Below are 20,021 nucleotides of genomic sequence, written 5' to 3'. Positions count from 1 at the left end.
ACGGTCTTAGGTCCCAGCGTCCGTACTGCAGCCTGATGCCGTGCGACGATGATCCCCAGTGGAGGATAAACATTTGAGCCGCCTGGTCGTCGCCGTGACTGTATTGGCGTGCGTCTTCGTGAGCGCACTGCCAGGATTGTACTTGCGCGTTCTGCTGCCAGACCACCACCTTAAGGGAGATTCCATCGGTGCCATAAATCTGGTAATGCCCGAGGCGAACCATATGTGCGATCGCTCGCTTCATGGCTGGCACGGAGAGCTTTCAGCAACCGCCCATTTTCACGCTGCCGCTCGCTTGGTGGCCGCCCCAGCTGATTCTTAATGGAATTTAACGACCCCGTCCTCGCCTCCAGAAAAATCAAGCACTTAGCTTGCGAAAAGCCCGGAATTTCCGGGCTTTTTTGCGTTCAAATGGGCTGACGCAGGCCGAGCGCGTGTTTGCGCAGGAAGGGCCTTTTCTACGACATGTGTCGCGAGCCAACGTTGAATGTGTTGTAACTCCAAAGTTTTTGTTCTAAGATATAACAAATATGCTTAATAACTAAACTTCGGAGACTTAACTTGGCGACCTTTCCTCTGCATTTCCCGAGTAGCGTGCCGTTGGGGCACGCATGCGGCTACGGGCCAGCACCTCAACGGATGACAGCCGTGGCCTTCGCTGTTTTCTGCCTGGCCAGCGGTATCACGGCCCCGGCCTTCGCGCAAAGCGCCGCCGATACGCCGCCAGCCAGCGGCGCCGAAAAGCTGCAACAGGTTGTTGTGACCGGGTCCAGTATTCGTGGCGTTGGAGCGGTTGGCTCGCCAAGCCTGAACCTGAATCGCGACGCAATTGCCGCGAGTGGCGCCACAAACAGCAGCGAGATAGCCCGCACGCTGCCGCAAGTTATTACCCTGGGGGCGGACGAAAGCAGATTGAGCGGCGCCCAGGACGCTGGCGCAAATACTACCCGCACCTCAGGGATCAATTTGCGAGGGATCGGCAACGAAGCCACCTTGTTGCTGGTGAATGGTCGCCGTGTGGCCGCAAGCGGTGTGGTTAAGTCGCTCGCCGATCCGAACCAGATACCTGCCGCGGCAATTCAGCGGATGGAAGTGGTCCTGGATGGGGCATCGGCAATCTACGGCTCGGATGCAGTCGCCGGCGTGGTCAACATCATTACCCGCAGCAATGTGGATACGGCCGAAACGACGCTGCGCTATGGCAAGGCCGACGGCATGAACCAAAAGATTTTCAGCCAGACCTTCGGCAAGAAGTGGGACGAGGGTAGCGCCTTCGTCGCTTTCGAACACAATGATCGCAGCAACCTGTCCGCTGCCGCGCGGCCATTTTTCTCGAATGATTTGCGTCCCTATGGTGGGACAGACCAGCGGTCGACACAGGCTGCCCCTGGCAACGTCCTGATCGGCAGCACGATTTACGCCATACCGGCTAATCAGAACGGCATCGGGCTTACTCCCCGCGCAGCTGGTCGCCTCGTCAGGGAACCGATTTGACGCAGGCGCCGATGGCGACTTCCTGCCGTCGCAGAAGCGGGATACGATTTACGGGAATCTGTACCATCGATTCAACGATCAACTCGAGGTGTACTACGAAGGATTGTATTCCAGGCGAGACTTCAACCAGCTGATGTCCGCATTGGGCGCCAACCTGAATGTTCCGAGCAGCAGCCCCTATTTCGTCCGTCCGGCAGGTGCCGCTCCAGCATCAAGCGAAACCGTGGCCTATCGCTTTGTGTTTGACGACACCGACAGGAACATGGGCGGGCGTGAAAATAATAGTCTGAATACAGTCGGATTGACGTATGACCTTGATGGCGGATGGGCGATCAACAGCTCGCTGACTCACGCAAAGAGTGATGCGTTTGTGCACCGTGTCGGCCTGATTAATTCGGTATCGTTAGCCGGTGCTCTTGCCAGCGGCCGCCTCAATCCATTCAGTGCGACTGCCGGCAGTAACCCGGGATTTGCCTCACTGGCTGCCCACCGCGATCAGACAGGGACAAATACTGACTCCTCTTTCGCCATCAAGCTCGATGGGCCGATATACAGGATTTCTGGAGGCGATGTCCGGCTCGCAGTAGGTGCCGAGATACGCCACGTCGGCTTCGAGCAAAGCTTGACTCGAGAATGTAACCACGCCGACGCCAACGCCCGCCTTTTCGGAAGTCGAGAACAGCAGGAATGTAAAGTCGATCTACTCCGAACTGTTTGTTCCGCTCGTAGGAAGCACGAACGAACGTCCATTCATCAAGCGGCTGGAGCTTTCCCTGGCAGGGCGCTATGAGCGTTACTCCGATTTCGGAAGTACAAGCAATCCGAAGGTCGGCGTACGCTGGTCGCCGAACGACGTTGTGAGCTTGAATTCGACCTACGGCACCTCATTCCGTGCGCCTTCTCTGGTGGATAATCTGGGCTCGCTGACCAACCTCTCGCTGACGAACGTTTTCATTCAGAACATTGCTGATCCGACTGCGCCCGGTGGCGTGCGCCGCGGCATTCTTGTCAACGGCGCCAATCCTGACCTCAAGCCAGAGGAAGCAAAGACCTGGTCGCTCGGTGCCGAAATCAAGCCGGCACGTGGCATGAACCTGTCCGCAAGCTACTACAAGATCGACTACAGCAACCGCATTGATGTGGTGCCCAGCGCGAGTGCACTGGGGCAGGAGTCGCTGTACTCTGCGTACATTCAGCGCAATCCATCAGTCGCAGTCGTCAACAGCTACTTTGCCAGCCCAAACCTGCAAAGTCCCCTCGAGAATCCGTCGAACATCCTCGTCATCATCGACGGGCGGCGCAATAATCTGGGTACTCTGAAGCAGCAGGGCATTGACCTCGACGGCCGCTATTCGTTCAACAGCTCGATTGGTAACTGGATGCTTGGAGTGAACGTCGCAAAGATTTTGAAACTGACCCGTTCCGGTGCGCCAGGCCTTCCTTATGTCGACGTCCTCGACAAATTCGGCAATCCGGTCAGCCTGCGGGTGCGGGCCACGGCTGGCTGGAAATCCGGAAACTGGACCGCAAACGTGTTTGCCAACTATACCGGCGGCTATACCAACACCGCTGTGGTGCCAAACGTTGAAGTGTCCAGCTTGACGACCACGGATGCTTCGGTCTCGTATGCTTTCGATAAGGACGCGTCATTTGGCCTGGGCGGAATGGTGCTGAGCGCGAGTGCGCAAAATCTGTTCGATCGCGCTCCGCCAGTTGTCATCAATGGTACTTCGTCCTGGGACTCCCAGAACGCGTCGGCTATCGGACGCTTTATTTCGGTTTCGCTGATGAAGAAGTGGTAGTGCGCCGCGATGCCGCAAACCAGGCAGGCATTGCCTGCTTGTAGCTGAGCTGTGCACTGATGTTCTCCTGTTACTTCGGTCTGTCTCTGGCGCTCTCGCTGCGAGGGAAGACTGGAGCTCTTTTTTTGCTAATTGGGTCGACGCTATTTTGCACCGAGCAAACGGGGTGCCATGGGATTGCGTTGCCAGGCAGAGGCGCCTTCGATCTGAACTTAGGGTGATCGCCGTGTCAGGGCAAAGGCTTGAATAAGCCCACGAGCAAGTCCGCGACTTTGCGCACGCGCGCGGACTTGCGCACGTCGTCGTGAATCACCATCCATAGCTGGCGCTGGACCGGGCAATCGGTGCCGGGCAGCGCTGGCGGGCCTTCGAGGTAGTCCGGCAGCACGGCCACTCCCGCGCCAGCGCGCGCTGCGCTGTGAATCGTGGCAAGGTCATTCGAACGCAGGATGAAGCGGCGGCCGTTGGCGAATTCCTCCAGCCATTGCTGCTGCGGCGTTTCGGACAGGCTGTCGTCATAGCCGATGAATTCCCAATTCTCCTGCTCGTGGCTGGCGAGATAGCCGGACGTCGCGCATATGCGGTACCGTATCTGCGCGATGGCGCGCACTGCCATGTCCGGCGCGGTTGGGCGCTGATAGCGCAGGGCGATGTCGGCCTCGCGGCGCGACAGGTCGGCATGGCCCGCCTCGGCCGCCAGCTCGATATCGATGCCACCCAGCTGCGGCCGCAGCGCCGCCAGGCGCGGGGCGATCGCGTGCGCGGCAATGGCCGGTGGCGCCGAGATGCGCACGGTGCCGCTCGCACTGTCGGACGCGCTGCTTGCCTGGCGCAGCAGGCCGACGACGTTCTCCTCGATGCGGCGGGCTTGCGGCAGCAGGGACTGGCCTGCATCCGTCAGCGCCCAGCCGCGCGCAAAGCGGTCGAACAGGCGCAGGCCAAGCACCTGTTCCAGCGCTTCAATACGACGCGCGACTGTGGTGTGTTCGACGCTGAGCGCGCGTGCCGCGCCGGACAGCGAACCAGCATCGATCACGGAGAGGAAGTAGCGGAGGTCGTTCCAGTCTGGGGTGTTCATAGGTGCAATTATGCACGGGGGAGGCGAAGTTTTTGCCATTTCGCGGCAAGTGCGCTGCATTTATCGTAGACGCCATGTCCAACAAATGGAGTCCGCAATGAAGAAACTCGTGCTTGCCCTATTGTGCCTGCCCGGCCTCGTGCAGGCAGCCGACCTGGCCGGTAACTGGGAGCTGATCGGTGCCTATCGTGAGCATGCCGATGGGACGCGTAGCGATGACTACGGCAGCAAGCCGCGCGGCACGCTGACCATGTCGAACGACGGCCTTTACGCGCTGCAGATCTACCATATGGAACGTCCGCCGTTCGAAGGCGACTATCGAGCCGGGCCCGCGCCGGAATACAAGCGCCTGCTGCTCGCCATGAGCACGCACTATGGCCATTACAGCGTGGATGCGGCAACGCTGACCTTTACGATCACGGCTGCGTCGAATCCGCAGTGGGACGGCGCCGTGCAGAAGCGCCCGTATCGATTGACGGGGGATGTGCTGGAGTGGCGCGTCCCGCCGCGGCCGGATGGCGACGTGCCAATATCAGTGTGGCGCCGTGCCCAGCGTTAGTCACTTAGCGTTCCGGCTTCGCCTGCAGTGTGATGTGGGCGATGCCGAGTGGCGGATAGGAGTTGGCGCTCGTATCCGCCCGACGCTTGGGCATCAGTTGGCGCTGGCGGTCACGCCTGCCGACGTCATCACCACGCGCACGCCATCCGTGCCCAGGATCTGGCGCCACGGCATTGCGCGCTGGCCATCGAATCGAGTTGAACGCGCAGTCGGCCAGGCCCGGCAGTGGGGGACGGAAGACCTGGCTGCCGGTCGCCAACACGAAGCGTCAGAAGTCCCAGATGACTGGTACGTAACGGAAAGCGTCGCCGTCAATGGCTACGCGGCCGACAGATGGGAACGGCAGGTGCGATGCCACCAGCATGCCGCCGTTCGCCGCCAACTCCCGGAACAGGCGGATACGAACGTTGACCGACTCTACGGGGTCATGCTCGAAGCCGTTATGCCAGTCGACGTGGTCGAAGGCGACCGGGAACATGGCGTCGCCTGCGAACAGCAGGCGTTCACCGCCGGACGCAAGGTCGACCACGCAATGCCCTGGGGTGTGGCCACCGGTGAGGCGGGCGACGACGCCTGGCGCGACCTCGACCTTCTCCTTGAAGATGCACAGCTTGTCGCGGTATTCGTTATAGAAGCTGGTGGCGGTGGAACGGAGTACATTCGGCACCGGCTTTGGCATGTCTGTGTGTTCGAAGTCCGGCTCTGCCCAGAACTTGACTTCGGCTTCGGACACGTGAATGCGCACGTCCTTGCGCAAGCGTTCCTTCATGCCGTCGACCAGCAGGCCTCCGACGTGATCCATGTGCATATGGGTGATGACCACGTCGGTGACGGATTCCAGCGCAATGCCGGCTGCCTCCAGGCGCTGAGGGAACTGACCGGCGCGGGGGAAACCGGGGAACTGGCCGCCCAGGCCGGCATCGACGAGGATGGTCTGTTCGCCGCTGCGCACCACCATCACATTCAGCGGCCAGTCGAACGCTTCGGACGGCAGGAAGTTTTGCTTCAGCCATTCTTGCAGGTCCGCCGGATCGGCATTGGTGGCCATCGTTGCGGTGGGCAGCGGCAGCACGCCATCGCTGACCACCAAAACGCCAATCTCGCCAACCTGCAGGGCGTAACGGGATGGAACCAGTTCGGTGGGTGCATGGGCGGTTGAGCGCGCGTTGCTGTCTACGGTAAACATAATGAATTCTCCAGATAATGTGGTCCGATTGCCCGGACCAGGCCAGGCGCCTTCAACACAGAGCTTGAGAGGCGCGGACACGGTAGAGACCGTGTGACCACATCGTAGTCAGAAGGGAGGCGCGTCGGTAGGGATGCAAATGGACTCACACTGTTACCTGATTTGCACCAATCTCTCTACCGGGGCAAGGCAAAGAGGCGCTGCGAGTCATCACAGCTGCCACCGCGAAGGGGTAGCCATGAGGGCGGGCAATGCTCGGGTACGCCGAGCGCGTGATGGTTGTAGCCGGGCGGCTGGCAATTGAGGGGTTGCGTCTTAATGCAGGCCCACGATTGGCCCCGGGTATGCTTCACCCGCAAAGATTTCTCCATTTCTCAGCGCATCCATCAGTTCCTGCCGAACCTGGGCGCGGGTCTTGGTGGATACGAAGCTCGTATAGCCCTGATATCCTTCGCCGCTGTTGGGGCCGGTGAAGGTACCTGCTGTGATAGCCACGGTCGGCATATCGACAGAGGCGGCGGGCGCAGCCAGCGCGCTTCCTGTTGCCGCAACGAAGAGTGCGGCGAGGGCAGCTTGTGTGCTTTTCATGATCATTCCTTTCAAGCGTTATCAACCCAGTCAGGATCAATCTGCTAGTCTCAGTCTAGGCAACCGTGGCCCGTGGAGGATGGATTCCTTCTATCGACGCATTAGGCAGGAGCTATGCCTGAACCGTTTGCCGAGGAGGCGCGGCGGAAAGAAAAACGCCACCGCGAGGGTGGCGTTTGAGGCTAGTGCTTGAGTTGTATTAGAACTGGTTCATCGTATTATCTTTGCCCGCCGCCTTCAGCGCGGACTCGCCACTGAAGTATTCCTTGTGGTCGTCTCCAATGTCCGAGCCGGACATGTTCTGGTGCTTGACGCAGGCGATGCCCTGGCGGATTTCCTTGCGCTGCACGCCGGCCACATAACCCAGCATGCCTTGCTCGCCGAAGTATTCCTTGGCCAGGTTGTCGGTGGACAGGGCCGCAGTGTGGTAGGTCGGCAGGGTGATCAGGTGGTGGAAGATGCCTGCTTCGCGCGCTGCGTCGGCCTGGAAGGTGCGGATCTTCTCATCCGCTTCCGCTGCCAGCGGAGTGGCGTCGTATTCGGCGTTCATGAGGGCTGCGCGGTCGTAGGCCGACACGTCCTGGCCTTCGTTCTTCATGCGGTCATAGGTTTGCTGGCGGAAGTTCAGGGTCCAGTTGAAGGACGGGCTGTTGTTGTAGACCAGCTTGGCGTTCGGAATCACCTTGCGGATTTCCTTGACCATGCCGCCGATCTGGCCGATGTGCGGCTTCTCGGTTTCGATCCACAGCAGGTCGGCGCCGTTCTGCAGCGAGGTGATGCAGTCGAGTACGCAGCGCTCTTCGCCGGTGCCGGAGCGGAACTGGAACAGGTTGCTCGGCAGGCGCTTCGGACGCAGCAGCTTGCCGTCGCGCTTGATCAGCACGTCGCCACTGCTGACGGAATCGGCAGTCACTTCTTCGCAATCGAGGAAGGCGTTGTACTGGTCGCCCAGGTCGCCAGGCTCGCGGGTGAAGGCGATCTGCTTGGTCAGGCCGGCGCCCAGCGAATCGGTACGGGCCACAATGACGCCATCGTCCACTCCCAGTTCGAGGAAGGCGTAGCGCACGGCGCGGATCTTGGCCAGGAAGTCTTCATGCGGCACGGTGACCTTGCCATCCTGGTGGCCGCACTGCTTCTCGTCGGACACCTGGTTTTCCAGCTGGATGCAGCAGGCGCCCGCTTCAATCATCTGCTTGGCCAGCAGGTAGGTCGCCTCGGCGTTGCCGAAGCCGGCGTCGATGTCGGCAATGATCGGCACCACGTGGGTAATGTGGTTGTCGATCTTGTCCTGGATCGCTTGCTTGGCATCGCCCTGGGCGGCGTCCAGCTGGCGGAACAGGCCGCCCAGCTCGCGCGCATCGGCCTGGCGCAGGAAGGTGTACAGCTCCTTGATCAGGGCCGACACGGCAGTCTTCTCGTGCATGGACTGATCCGGCAGCGGGCCGAATTCAGAGCGCAGCGCGGCAATCATCCAGCCGGACAGGTAGAGGTAGCGGCGGTCGGTGCTGTTGAAGTGCTTCTTCACCGAGATCATCTTCTGCTGTCCGATGAAACCGTGCCAGCAGCCGAGGGATTGGGTGTACTGGGAGGGATCGGCATCGTATCGGGCCATGTCGGCGCGCATGATCTTCGCGGTGTAGCGGGCGATATCCAGACCCGTCTTGAAGCGGTTCTGGGCGCGCATGCGGGCAGCCGCTTCCGGGCTGATCGCGTTCCAGGCGCTGCCGTTCTTGTTCTTCAGGCCTGCGATAGCCTGGATGTCATCTTGATATTGGGACATGGTCATATTCCTAGCAAAAAGCGGTTAAGAAAAGGGAAGCAGTTGGAATAATGATAGGCCATCTTTTTGCTTTGCTCCATGTCTTATATAAGACATATAACTTAAATTTTATCCTTTAAGTTCAAGGTGTTAGTAATAATTTTTCGGGATGCGAAATTGGCTTTCGCGGAATGAACTGGAGAGTATGGTGCGCCGCAATGTGATTTTCTGCGATGTGAGAATCGCTTTTCACAATGTGGTAGAGGGGCGGGTGCGCAGCGATCACTCCAGGTTTTCGTGGTGCATTTGAACGCCTTGTTTCCAGTAAGCGGCGATGCGCATGGCGTTCTTGGGATGTTGCTTTTCATTGCTTAGCACATCGCGCAACTGTTTCATGGCGGCGGCTTCGCCCGCGCACCAGCAGTAACCCAATCCAGCCGGCACGAGCAGGGCGCGGACGGCTGCGGCCATTTCCTCTTCGCCTGCAACCCGGTGGACCTGGAGGAATTGTGAAGAAAGGGGCAGCAAGGACGCGTTGTCGTCGCCGCTGGCGATGACGATCACTTTCGCGCTGTCAGGCAACTCCGCCAGGCGGCGGCGAATAGCCGGCAGTGCGGTGGCGTCACCTGCGAGCAAATGCCAGTCGTAATCGGTGGGGATCATCATGGAGCCGCGCGGACCGGCAATCGTGACGGACGTGCCTACCGTCGCCGCACGCGCCCAGTCCGTTGCGGCGCCATCATGATGCAGGGCGAATTCCAGCGTCAGCTCGCGCTTGGCCGGATCGAAGTGCCGCGGCGTGTAGTCGCGCCAGACACGTGATTCCTCGTCATTGGAGAGGATGAATTTCAGGTGATCGTCAAAAGAAAGCGAAGTGAAGCCCTCCAGCGCCTCGCCGCTGAAGGTGATGCTCAGGTAATCAGGCGCCAGTTGTTCAATGCGCGTGACCGTAATGTCGCGCTGACGGATTTCATGGCGCACGCGCTGAACGCCGGTTTTGGCGGAAAGTTCCATATTTGTCCCAGATGGTTGATAATGTCATCCATTATTCCGATATTAGTTGATTATGTCAACCAAATCCAGATCATCCGCCGCCAGCGAAATTTTCGAAACCATCCATTCGATCACTCATCTTTACCGATCGCAGCAGTTCCGTTCCCTGCGTGAAGGTCCGCACGAATTAGGGCCTATGGAGTTTCGGGCGCTGCACTTCATCGCACGCCATTCGGCTTGCACGCAAAGCGATCTGGTCGCCCATTCAGGGCGGGACAAGGGCCAGGTCGCCAGGCTGCTGCGCGGCCTGCGCGACGCCGGGCTGGTTGACGCCGACGCTGACCCCGTGGATCGGCGCATCACGCGCCTCTCGCTGTCGCGGCAAGGGCAGGCGATGTTTGATGAAGTGCATGTGCAGGGTGATCGCTTGTCCGAACTGGCACTCGCCGGATTGAGCGCGGAGGATCGCACCATGCTGCAGTCGCTGCTGCAGCACGTGCGTGAAAACCTCACAGGGAAGTCCGGCGCGGACTAGGCAAGTCCCCGCTTTTCCAAACGCGGAATGGTGCTTGAAAAATAGCGAATATTCAAAGCGGGCGAGTACTCCTAATATTGCTTGCGCGACTAAAGCCCGGCCGGGCTGACGAGTCGCTTACGCAGAACTACAACCAGGAGACTCCTTTGAATACTCTTCGCATACAGCGCATGCGCGCTGTGGTGCAGGCCCTTTTCGTCCTTAGCGCAGCCAACGCCAGCGCGCAATCGAACGTCAACGTTTATGGCTTGCTGGACGTGAACCTCGGCGCCAACGACAAGGCCGATAGCGCCGGCCACACGGTCTGGCGTGTCAGCTCCGGTGGCATGAACACTTCACGACTCGGCTTCAGGGGCAGCGAGGAGATTGGCGGCGGCCTGAAGGCCGTGTTCCAGCTGGAAGCAGCGGTGCAGACCGATACCGGCGCTTCGGACGCAGCGCTTTTCAAGCGCCAGGCCAACGTCGGCTTCGAGGGTGGGTTCGGGCGCATCGTCTTTGGACGTTCTTTCACTTCCGTCTACGACTTCATGATCCGCTACGACCCGATGGGCTTCGCTCCCTTCTATTCATGGGGAACGTCCGGCAGTGCCAGCGGCGCGAGCAAATACGGTATGACCACCGGTTTCGACAATATGGTCAAGTACACGGGCAAGGTCGGCGGCCTCACCGTCGGCGCATCGTATGGTGCGGGTGAAGTGGCCGGCAGTACGGCTGATGGCGCGAAGGGCGCCGTGGCGCTCGAATATGCGTACGGTCCCTGGTCCGTGGTGGGCACGTGGGAGCGCAGCAATGGCACGACGGTCGCCGCGACTGGGCAGCGCGACGTTAACACCGTGTGGCATGCCGGCGGCATGTACAACTCGGGTCCCTACAAGTTCCAGCTCGCCGCGCGCGACTACAAACTCACCGCGGGCAAGGCCGGTGTGCCGGTAGTCCGGGCCGTGCTGTACTGGGTCGGTGCGAACTGGCGCGTAACGCCGGCGAATACCTTGATCGGCGCGGTCTACTACCAGGACGTGCGCAATGTTGCGCCGCCTGCCGATGCGGACCCGATCATGTATGTGGCTTCGCTGCGACATGCGCTCTCGAAGCGCACCGACCTGTACCTGACCGCGGCCTACGCGAAAGCAAAAAATACGCGGCTGGTCGCCATTTCGCGCGACGATCCAGGCTTCGCCGATACCCAGCGCGGCGTGGTGGCTGGCATCCAGCACCGCTTCTGACAAATAAAAAGCCGGGACGAACCCGGCTTTTGTGGCGTCGCGAAGGGGCGCGGCTTAGTTCTTGATGTCCAGCGCCCGGTTCAGGCTCAGGGCCGCCAGCGAGCAGACTGCGCCGGACAGCAGGTAGAGGCCGACATAAGCCAGGCCGAACTTGGCCGATACGCCCAGCGCGACCAGCGGCGCGAAGCCCGCGCCGACCAGCCATGCCAGGTCGGATGTCAGCGCCGCACCGGTGTAGCGGAACTTGGCCGGGAAGTTGGCAGTCACAGCGCCGGCGGCCTGTCCGTAAGACAGGCCGAGCAGGGTGAAGCCGAGCAGGATGAAGGCATCCTGTCCCGCTTCGCCGCCATTCAGCAGCATCGGCACGAAGGCGCTGAACAGGGCGATCAGCATCGCCAGCGTGCCCAGCGTGCGGCGTCGGCCAAAGCGGTCGGCAATCAGGCCGGACGCCACCACGGCGACGGCCATCAGGCCAACGCCAATCATCTCGGTTGCCAGGAAACCTTCCACCGAACGCGGCGAATACAGGCTGATCCAGGACAGCGGGAACACCGTCACCAGATGGAACAGCGCATAGCTGGCCAACGCAGCCAGGGCGCCGATGAGTACGTTGCGGCCCTGCGAGTGCGTCATTTCGCTGATGCTGACAGGCTGCAGTTCGCGTTCTTCCAGCAGGTGCGTGAATTCGTTGGTGGAAATCAGGCGAAGGCGGGCGAACAGCGCGACCACGTTAATGGCGAAGGCCACATAGAAGGGATAGCGCCAGCCCCATTCCATGAAGTCCAGGTTGTCCAGCGCGGAGATCAGGTACCAGAAGAGGCCGGCGGCGATGAAGAAGCCCACCGGCGCGCCCAGCTGGCCCAGCATCGCATACCAGCCGCGCTTGTTTTCCGGCGCATTCAGGGCCAGCAGCGACGGCAGGCCGTCCCAGGAACCGCCCAGGGCCAGGCCTTGCCCGATGCGCAACAGCGACAGGATGATGATCGCGTTAAAGCCCAGTTCCGAATAGGGCGGCAGGAAAGCGATGCCGGCCGTCGTCGAGCCCAGCAGGAAGAGGGCGATCGTCAGTTTGACTTCGCGCCCGTAGCGCCGCTGGATCGCCATCGACAGCACGGTGCCGATCGGCCTTGCAATAAAGGCAAACGAGAAAATGGTAAATGCGTACAGCGTTCCTTCCAGCCGTCCTTCGAAGGGGAAGAACAGGGAAGGGAACACCAGTACCGAAGCGATGGCATAAACAAAGAAATCAAAATATTCGGAAGCGCGCCCGATAACGACGCCGACCGCTATTTCACCCGGTGAAATGGGACGATTGTCCGTATTGATGCGCCGTGCGTCTTCTGCGCTGGCACGAGGTGGAAAATCGGCAGGAATGCTGCCTCCATGCGTGGTATTCATGCTGGCCATATCTTTGTCTCACTCATCTCTGTCTTTTAATAATGCTGCTTTCGCCTGATCATGGCCTTGGACACAGTGGGTAGGACAAAGTGTCCAATGTCCAAAATCAGACGGTAGAGCTACATTGGCAGGTTTTGCCCGCTCTGTACAGTACTTTATCGCAGGTAAACATTGCCTTTGTGTCGCGCCTGACGCGCCTTCTCCGCCCCGGGGAGGACAAAGTGTCCAATGTCCAAATACTGTCTGGAGAGTTACAGTGCGCTGTTTCTCTCAATCCACATAGCACTCAACCGCATGTTATCTACCTTCCTTCGACGCGGGCTGTTCGCTGCACCACTTATCGCGCTTGCTGGCTGCGATACCGTGGTGATGAACCCCTCCGGCGATATCGCCGCACAGCAGGCGCACCTTGTTACGGTGTCAACACTGCTGATGCTGCTGATCATCGTGCCTGTTATCGCTTTGACCATTCTGTTCGCCTGGCGTTATCGCCAGAGTAACAAGGCCGCCAAATACGAGCCGGACTGGGATCACTCGACCCGCCTGGAACTCGTGATCTGGGGCGCGCCGCTGCTCATCATCATCGTCCTTGGCCTGCTGACCTGGATCAGCACCCATACGCTGGACCCATACCGCCCGCTGCAGCGCATCGACGCGCAGCGCCCGGTTGCCGCGTCCGTCAAGCCGCTGGAAGTGCAAGTGGTGGCGATGGACTGGAAGTGGCTGTTCATCTATCCGGAGCAGGGCATCGCGACCGTAAATGAACTGGCGGCTCCAGTCGATGTGCCGGTGCGCTTCAAGATCACCGCTTCGACCGTGATGAACTCCTTCTATGTTCCCGCGCTGGCCGGCCAGATCTACGCCATGGCCGGCATGGAAACCCAGCTGAACGCGGTCATCAACAAGCCGGGCGTGTACGAAGGCTTCTCCGCCAACTACAGCGGCGCCGGTTTCTCGGACATGCGCTTCAAGTTCCACGGCATGACTCAGGCTGATTTTGACAAGTGGGTGCAGAGCACGAAGGCCAGCGCCGAGCAGCTGGACCGCGCCAGCTACACCGTGCTGGAAAAGCCCAGCATCAAAGACAAAGTACGCCACTTCGGTTCCGTTGATCACGAGCTGTACGACGCTATCGTCAACCGCTGCGTGGACCGCAACGCCACCTGCATCCGCGACATGATGGCCGAGGACGCAGAGCGCGCCCGCGGCGCCAGCACCGAGGCCCTGGCCGCCAAGCGCACCGAGCGCCGCCTGGCAGTGGCCGGCACCGAAGAAGTGTGCCTCACCCCTGAAACGAAGAAGAACTGACCATGCAAGACCTGAATTTGACGCAGCTGATATTCGGACGGCTAAGCTGGGAAGCGATTCCGTTCCATGAGCCCATCCTGCTGGGCACCTTCATTATGGTGGCACTGGGCGGCGCAGCTTTGCTGGCCCTGATCACCAAGTACCAACTGTGGGGCACCCTGTGGCGCGACTGGATCACCAGCATCGACCACAAGAAGATCGGCATCATGTACATGATCTTCGGCCTGATCATGCTGCTGCGCGGCTTTGCCGACGCGCTGATGATGCGCGCACAGCAGGCGATGTCCTTTGGCGACGCCGCCGGCTTCCTGCCGCCGCACCACTACGACCAGATCTTCACCGCCCACGGCGTGATCATGATCTTCTTCGTGGCGATGCCGCTGGTGACTGGCCTGATGAACTACGTGGTGCCGCTGCAGATTGGCGCTCGCGACGTGGCTTTCCCGTTCCTGAACAACTTCTCGTTCTGGATGTCGGTGTTCGGCGGCATGCTGACCATGGCTTCCCTGTTCGTGGGTGAATTCGCCCGTACCGGCTGGCTGGCGTATCCGCCGCTGTCCGGCATCCTGGCAAGTCCGGACGTCGGGGTCGACTACTATATCTGGTCGCTACAGATTGCCGGGGTGGGCACACTGCTATCCGGTATCAACCTGGTCGTCACCATCGTGAAGATGCGCGCGCCGGGTATGTCCATGATGAAGATGCCTGTGTTCACCTGGACCTCGCTGTGCACCAACGTGCTGATCGTTGCTGCTTTCCCGGTACTGACCGCCGTCCTGGCCATGCTGTCCCTGGACCGCATGTTCGGCACCAATTTCTTCACCAATGACCTGGGCGGCAACGCCATGGTGTACGTGAACCTGATCTGGATCTGGGGCCACCCCGAGGTCTACATCCTGGTGCTGCCGGCCTTCGGCATCTTCTCGGAAGTCGTATCGACCTACTGCGGCAAGCGCCTGTTCGGCTACACCTCCATGGTGTATGCGACCGTCGTGATCACCATCCTGTCCTACCTGGTATGGCTGCACCACTTCTTCACCATGGGTTCGGGCGCCAGCGTCAACTCGTTCTTCGGCATCACTACGATGATCATCTCGATCCCGACCGGCGCCAAGATCTTCAACTGGCTGTTCACCATGTATCGCGGCCGCATCCGCTTCGAACTGCCGATGATGTGGACCATTGCGTTCATGATCACCTTCGTCATCGGCGGCATGACTGGCGTGCTGCTGGCCGTGCCACCTGCGGACTTCGTGCTGCATAACTCGCTGTTCCTGATCGCCCACTTCCACAACGTGATCATCGGCGGCGTGCTGTTTGGCCTGTTCGCCGGCATCAACTACTGGTTCCCGAAGGCCTTCGGCTTCAAGCTGGACGAGTTCTGGGGCAAGATTTCCTTCTGGTGCTGGACCATCGGCTTCTACCTGGCCTTCATGCCGCTGTACGTGCTGGGCCTGATGGGCGTGACCCGCCGCATGAGCCACTTCGAAGATCCTTCGCTGCAGATCTGGTTCGTGATCGCCGCCGCCGGCGCGGTGCTGATCGCCGTCGGTATTGGCGCGATGATCGTGCAGTTCGCCGTCAGCTACATGCGCCGCGAGCAGCTGCGCGATATCACCGGCGACCCGTGGAATGGCCGTACCCTGGAGTGGTCGACTTCGTCGCCACCACCGGACTACAACTTCGCCTTCACCCCGCGCGTGCATGACAACGACACCTGGGCCGACATGAAGAAGAATGGCTACCAGCGTCCGCTGAAAGGCTTCGTGTCCATCCACATGCCGAAGAATACCGGCGCCGGCTTCATCATCTCGGCCCTGAGCTTCGTGGTCGGCTTCGCGCTGATCTGGCAAATGTGGCTGCCGGCCGTGCTGGGCTTTGTTGTGCTGATGGCTGCAATCATCATCCACACCTTTAACTACAAGCGCGATTACTACATCCCTGCGGAAGAAGTCACCCGCACGGAAGATGCGCGCACCCGTCTGCTGGAAGCTGCATAACGCCATGACCACGAAAACTCCAACTGTTGACGGCGCGCTGGTTGCCGATCAAAGCTCGCGCTTCTTCGTGCGCGAGCACCATCCGGAGAACGGCACCCTGCTGGGCTTCTGGATCTACCTGATGAGCGACTGCCTGATCTTCGCAGTGCTGTTCGCGACTTACGCGGTCCTGGGCCGCAACTACGCCGGCGGCCCGTCCGGCGCGGAACTGTTCGACCTGCCGCTGGTGGCGATCAACACCTCGCTGCTGCTGCTGTCGTCGATCACCTATGGCTTCGCCATGCTGGAAATGCAAAAGAAGAAGCTGAAGCCGACCATGTTCTGGCTGGCCGTTACCGGCCTGCTGGGCGCTGGCTTCATCTACTTCGAACTGTATGAATTCATGCACCTGATCCACGAAGGCGCAGGCCCGCAGCGCAGCGGCTTCCTGACCTCCTTCTTCGCCCTGGTCGGCACCCACGGCCTGCACGTTAGCTTCGGCATCGTATGGCTGGTCACGCTGATGTTCCAGCTGAAGAAGCACGGCCTGACCCATGAAAACGGCCGCCGCCTGATGTGCCTCTCCATGTTCTGGCACTTCCTGGACGTGGTCTGGATCGGCGTCTTCACCTTTGTCTACCTGATGGGAGTCCTGCCATGAGCGAGCATAACCACCACGACCACGGCGCGCACGACGACCACGGTCACGGCCACCATGGCCACGACGATCACGATCACGGCAGCATGAAGAGCTATGTAACCGGCTTCGTTCTGGCAGTGATCCTGACCGCCATTCCATTCTGGCTAGTGATGGGCAAAGTCATCGACAAGTCCAGCACCGCCGGCCTGGTGCTGCTCGGCCTGGCCGCCGTGCAGATCGTGGTCCACATGGTCTACTTCCTGCACATGAATTCGAAGTCGGAAGGCGGCTGGAATATGCTGGCGCTGATCTTCACGGTCATGCTGGTGGTGATCATGTTGAGCGGTTCGATCTGGGTCATGTACCATATGAATCACAATATGATGCCGGGGATGATGCCCGGGATGACTCACGAGATGCCATGATGAACAGACCGCAAGGCCCGGCAGAGCAAGCCGCGCCGCAACCGGATGCCGCTGCGGCGGCGCTGGATGCGGCGCCGCGGCGCCGTTCGGCCGGCCTGCGGTACCTCCTGCTAGCGATCGGAAGCCTGCTGTTTGCGGGCTTTTTCGCTTTAGGGACGTGGCAGGTGCAGCGCCTGCAATGGAAAGAGGCGCTGATCGCACGCGTGGAACAGCGCGTGCACGCCACGCCCGTCGAAGCTCCCGCCGTGGCCGAATGGCCGGGCGTGAGCGTCGAGAAGGATGAGTACCGCCATGTGCGCCTCAGCGGCGTATTTCTTCATGAGCTGACCGCGCGCGTTCAGGCGTCCACGGCCCTGGGCAGCGGCTACTGGCTGCTGACACCCATGTGCCGCGACGATGGCAGCGTCGTGCTGGTCAACCGCGGCTTTGTCGCTGCGAGCGGCCCGGCCGGTGCGCATCCGGCTGCCTCGGTCTCCTGCGCGCAGGCGCAGGGCGCTGCCACCTCGGTCACCGGGCTGCTGCGCATCAGCGAAGCGAAAGGCGGCTTCCTGCGCAAGAACGACCCGGCGGGCGACCGCTGGTACTCGCGTGATGTGCAAGCCATTGCCGACTCGCGCCAGCTGGCGCAAGTGGCGCCGTATTTTGTCGATGCCGACGCCGCGACCGGCGCCGCCGTCGGCGAACCGGTGGGGGGACTGACTGTCGTTTCCTTCCATAACAACCATTTGGTTTATGCTCTCACCTGGTATGCGCTGGCGCTGATGGTGGCATGGGCCTGTTACTGGGTTGTCCGCAACGAGCGCGCGCTGCGCAAGAAGGGTGCTTGAACTGATTTTGAAAGGTGGAAATGGCAAGTGGCAATGAGAGCCAGGCGATAGGCGAAGTAGGCGGAGCAGCGCGCGCCGCCGCCAATGTCGTCAGCAATATCACGCACGCGGCGGGCCACAAGAACATGCAGCAGCTGATTCAGCTGCGCTGGCTGGCCGTGGTAGGGCAGGTCGTTACCATCTCCGTGACGGCGCTGGTCTTCGGCGTGCAGTTGCCGCTGCCTGCCATGTTGAGCGTGCTGGTCTGCCTGGTCGCCTTCAACATCGCCAGCACCTTGCGCTGGCAGGAAAACCTGCCGGTGTCCAACAACGAACTGCTGCTGGCATTGCTGGTGGACGTTGCCAGCCTGACCCTGCAGTTGTACCAGAGCGGCGGCACCACCAATCCCTTCGTCTTCCTCTACCTGTTGCAGGTCATTCTCAGCGTGGTCCTGCTGGAGAAAAAATCCACCTGGCTGATTGTCGGCGTGACCACGGCCTGCGTGGCCGGGCTGGCGATCTTCTCCAAGCCGCTGGAAGTCCCGCTTGACCATGAACGCGGCATCTTCAGCCTTTATATCCAGGGCATGCTGCTGTGCTTTGTGCTCAATGCCGCGCTGCTGGTGTTCTTCACCGGCCGCATCATGGAGAACTCGCGCGCCAGTGCCAGCAAGTTGGCCGACCTGCGCCAGCGCGCCGCGGAGGAAGAGCACATCGTCCGGATGGGGCTTCTGGCGTCCGGCGCCGCGCACGAACTGGGTACGCCGCTGGCCACGCTGGCCGTGATCCTGGGTGACTGGCGGCGCATGCCCGAATTCAGCCGCAGTCCGGACCTGCTGGAAGAGATTGCGGAAATGCAGACCCAGCTCCAGCGCTGCAAATCCATTGTCAGCGGCATTCTGCTGTCGGCCGGGGAGACGCGCGGCGAATCGTCCGAAGCGACCACCATCAACACCTTCCTGTCCGAACTGGTGGACGAATGGCGCGCCAGCCGGCCGGTGGCTTCCTTCGAATTCGAGAACCAGATCGAGCAGGATGTTCGCGTGGTGGCTGATTCGACGCTGCAGCAGATGATCTGCAATGTGCTCGACAATGCGCTGGAAGCGTCGCCCGAGTGGCTGCGCATGCAGGCTCGCATTAATGGCGATATGCTGGAGCTTCTGGTGACGGACGCCGGCCCCGGCTTCGATCCGGCCATGCTGGCGCAATTCGGCAAGCCCTACCAGTCCAGCAAAGGCCAGCCGGGCCGCGGACTGGGGCTGTTCCTGGTGGTGAACGTGGCGCGCATGCTGGGCGGCTCGGTCACGGCCAGCAACCGCGCCGAAGGCGGCGCCAATGTGCGCCTCACGCTGCCGTTGTCCGCCATCGCTTTACCTGAGGAATACGACGAATGACGACTGAAGAAGAACGTGTTCTGCTGATCGTGGAAGACGATGCGGCCTTCGCCCGCACGCTGGGCCGTTCATTCGAGCGCCGCGGCTACAAGGTGCTGCTGGCGCAAAACGTGGACGAAGCGAGCGCGCTGCTGGCCGACCATTCGCCCGGCTACGCCGTGGTTGACCTGAAACTGAAGGGCAATTCATCGGGGCTGGTCTGCGTGCAGGCGCTGCACGCCCACGATCCGGACATGCTCATCGTCGTGCTGACCGGCTTCGCCAGCATCAATACGGCGGTCGAAGCCATCAAGCTCGGCGCCATCCAGTACCTCGCCAAACCGTCCACCACCGACGACATCGAAGCCGCCTTCGACCACGTCGCCGGCGCCTCGGACATCGAAGTCACCAACCGCACCACGTCGGTCAAGACGCTCGAGTGGGAGCACATCCACGCCGTGCTCGCCGAAACCGACTTCAACATCTCCGAAGCCGCCCGCCGCCTCGGCATGCACCGCCGCACCCTCGCCCGCAAGCTCGAAAAGCAGCGCGTCAAATAACCCCCAATTCGGGGTCAGCTCTGTCATTCGGACAGCCAGCGCTACCATTTGATCCAGATCAATACGCCGAATCGAGCGATTTCGCGTATTGAGCTGGATCAAAGGGATTGCTCGCGTGTCCGAATGACAGAGCTGACCCCGGTTTTTGGCGGTTAATTGTTAACAGAATTTGTGGACAAGTCTGTTAACAATGGGCGTTGCTAAATTGCAAGTCAATGATTTGTAAGGGGAAAGTTTTGCTGCGTAATTTATGGGCAGCTTACTTTTCCACAGAGCGGTTGAGCGTGCCAGGGAGGGCGGCGAGGTCGTGGTTCT

20 protein-coding genes are annotated in these 20,021 nt (G+C 60.6%); 13 read left to right on the top strand and 7 right to left on the bottom strand.

Translation table 11 applies throughout. The features are described from left to right. Positions 1-648 precede the first annotated feature (648 nt). From ACHMW6_RS21765 to ACHMW6_RS21755, 3 genes are all read left to right on the top strand, one after another. Entirely contained in the window at positions 649-1,494 is an 846-nt protein-coding gene (locus ACHMW6_RS21765; RefSeq protein ID WP_395399849.1) for a TonB-dependent receptor plug domain-containing protein, read from the top strand. Positions 1,495-1,582: 88 nt separating this feature from the next. Then, positions 1,583-2,284 carry a hypothetical protein gene (locus ACHMW6_RS21760; RefSeq protein WP_395399847.1) on the top strand — a complete coding sequence of 234 codons (702 nt, stop codon included), beginning with the start codon at positions 1,583-1,585 and terminating at the stop codon, positions 2,282-2,284. Next, entirely contained in the window at positions 2,193-3,296 is a 1,104-nt protein-coding gene (locus ACHMW6_RS21755) for a TonB-dependent receptor domain-containing protein (protein ID WP_395408685.1), read from the top strand. Before ACHMW6_RS21760 ends, ACHMW6_RS21755 begins: the two co-directional genes overlap by 92 nt. A 229-nt stretch (positions 3,297-3,525) precedes the next feature. Here the strand turns inward: ACHMW6_RS21755 and ACHMW6_RS21750 are convergent, their stop codons facing one another. Continuing rightward, on the bottom strand, positions 3,526-4,374 hold the full coding sequence (locus ACHMW6_RS21750; RefSeq protein ID WP_395399845.1) for a LysR family transcriptional regulator: 849 nt from the start codon (positions 4,372-4,374) through the stop codon (positions 3,526-3,528). Positions 4,375-4,471: 97 nt separating this feature from the next. Between ACHMW6_RS21750 and ACHMW6_RS21745 the strand changes: the two genes are divergently transcribed. Continuing rightward, positions 4,472-4,933: a lipocalin-like domain-containing protein gene (locus tag ACHMW6_RS21745; protein WP_395399843.1), complete on the top strand. Its 462-nt coding sequence runs from the start codon at positions 4,472-4,474 to the stop codon at positions 4,931-4,933. Positions 4,934-4,937: 4 nt separating this feature from the next. On the opposite strand, the gene ACHMW6_RS21740 is transcribed toward ACHMW6_RS21745, so the two are convergent. From ACHMW6_RS21740 to ACHMW6_RS21720, 5 genes are all read right to left on the bottom strand, one after another. Next, on the bottom strand, positions 4,938-5,195 hold the full coding sequence (locus tag ACHMW6_RS21740; RefSeq protein WP_395399841.1) for a hypothetical protein: 258 nt from the start codon (positions 5,193-5,195) through the stop codon (positions 4,938-4,940). Between the two features lie 6 nt (positions 5,196-5,201). Then, the gene (locus tag ACHMW6_RS21735) at positions 5,202-6,119 is read right to left on the bottom strand and encodes an MBL fold metallo-hydrolase (RefSeq protein WP_395399839.1); all 918 of its coding nucleotides are present in this window, start codon (positions 6,117-6,119) and stop codon (positions 5,202-5,204) included. 315 nt (positions 6,120-6,434) lie between these two features. Continuing rightward, positions 6,435-6,707: a DUF4148 domain-containing protein gene (locus tag ACHMW6_RS21730; RefSeq protein WP_395399837.1), complete on the bottom strand. Its 273-nt coding sequence runs from the start codon at positions 6,705-6,707 to the stop codon at positions 6,435-6,437. Between the two features lie 199 nt (positions 6,708-6,906). Then, on the bottom strand, positions 6,907-8,487 hold the full coding sequence (locus ACHMW6_RS21725) for an isocitrate lyase (protein WP_395399835.1): 1,581 nt from the start codon (positions 8,485-8,487) through the stop codon (positions 6,907-6,909). A 261-nt stretch (positions 8,488-8,748) separates the two neighbouring features. Then, complete coding sequence (locus ACHMW6_RS21720; protein ID WP_395399833.1) at positions 8,749-9,480, bottom strand: siderophore-interacting protein; 732 nt, start codon at positions 9,478-9,480, stop codon at positions 8,749-8,751. A gap of 52 nt (positions 9,481-9,532) precedes the next feature. Between ACHMW6_RS21720 and ACHMW6_RS21715 the strand changes: the two genes are divergently transcribed. Together ACHMW6_RS21715 and ACHMW6_RS21710 are read left to right on the top strand one after the other, a co-directional pair. Continuing rightward, entirely contained in the window at positions 9,533-9,994 is a 462-nt protein-coding gene (locus ACHMW6_RS21715; protein ID WP_395399831.1) for a MarR family winged helix-turn-helix transcriptional regulator, read from the top strand. Between the two features lie 146 nt (positions 9,995-10,140). Continuing rightward, entirely contained in the window at positions 10,141-11,217 is a 1,077-nt protein-coding gene (locus ACHMW6_RS21710; protein WP_395399829.1) for a porin, read from the top strand. Between the two features lie 54 nt (positions 11,218-11,271). On the opposite strand, the gene ACHMW6_RS21705 is transcribed toward ACHMW6_RS21710, so the two are convergent. Next, positions 11,272-12,624, bottom strand: coding sequence for an MFS transporter (locus tag ACHMW6_RS21705; RefSeq protein ID WP_395399827.1), 1,353 nt, complete (start codon positions 12,622-12,624; stop codon positions 11,272-11,274). Between the two features lie 285 nt (positions 12,625-12,909). Between ACHMW6_RS21705 and cyoA the strand changes: the two genes are divergently transcribed. The 7 genes from cyoA to ACHMW6_RS21670 are packed head-to-tail and all read left to right on the top strand — an operon-like array spanning position 12,910 to position 19,706. Further along, complete coding sequence (cyoA, locus tag ACHMW6_RS21700) at positions 12,910-13,923, top strand: ubiquinol oxidase subunit II (RefSeq protein ID WP_395399825.1); 1,014 nt, start codon at positions 12,910-12,912, stop codon at positions 13,921-13,923. 2 nt (positions 13,924-13,925) lie between these two features. Beyond that, on the top strand, positions 13,926-15,923 hold the full coding sequence (gene cyoB, locus ACHMW6_RS21695; RefSeq protein ID WP_395399823.1) for a cytochrome o ubiquinol oxidase subunit I: 1,998 nt from the start codon (positions 13,926-13,928) through the stop codon (positions 15,921-15,923). A gap of 4 nt (positions 15,924-15,927) precedes the next feature. Then, positions 15,928-16,563: a cytochrome o ubiquinol oxidase subunit III gene (gene cyoC / locus ACHMW6_RS21690; RefSeq protein WP_395399821.1), complete on the top strand. Its 636-nt coding sequence runs from the start codon at positions 15,928-15,930 to the stop codon at positions 16,561-16,563. Beyond that, positions 16,560-16,967: a cytochrome o ubiquinol oxidase subunit IV gene (cyoD, locus tag ACHMW6_RS21685; protein WP_395399819.1), complete on the top strand. Its 408-nt coding sequence runs from the start codon at positions 16,560-16,562 to the stop codon at positions 16,965-16,967. The genes cyoC and cyoD overlap by 4 nt, the downstream gene beginning before the upstream one ends. Next, the gene (locus tag ACHMW6_RS21680) at positions 16,967-17,794 is read left to right on the top strand and encodes an SURF1 family protein (RefSeq protein WP_395408684.1); all 828 of its coding nucleotides are present in this window, start codon (positions 16,967-16,969) and stop codon (positions 17,792-17,794) included. Before cyoD ends, ACHMW6_RS21680 begins: the two co-directional genes overlap by 1 nt. A 20-nt stretch (positions 17,795-17,814) precedes the next feature. Beyond that, positions 17,815-19,167, top strand: coding sequence for an ATP-binding protein (locus ACHMW6_RS21675; RefSeq protein ID WP_395399817.1), 1,353 nt, complete (start codon positions 17,815-17,817; stop codon positions 19,165-19,167). Continuing rightward, positions 19,164-19,706, top strand: coding sequence for a response regulator transcription factor (locus ACHMW6_RS21670; RefSeq protein ID WP_395399815.1), 543 nt, complete (start codon positions 19,164-19,166; stop codon positions 19,704-19,706). Before ACHMW6_RS21675 ends, ACHMW6_RS21670 begins: the two co-directional genes overlap by 4 nt. Positions 19,707-20,021: the final 315 nt, after the last annotated feature.

This window comes from Pseudoduganella sp. UC29_106 (assembly GCF_044055365.1).
Lineage (GTDB): Bacteria > Pseudomonadota > Gammaproteobacteria > Burkholderiales > Burkholderiaceae_D > Rugamonas.
Note: the sequence above shows the minus strand (reverse complement) of the source record. Positions and strands in the feature narration are given on the sequence as shown.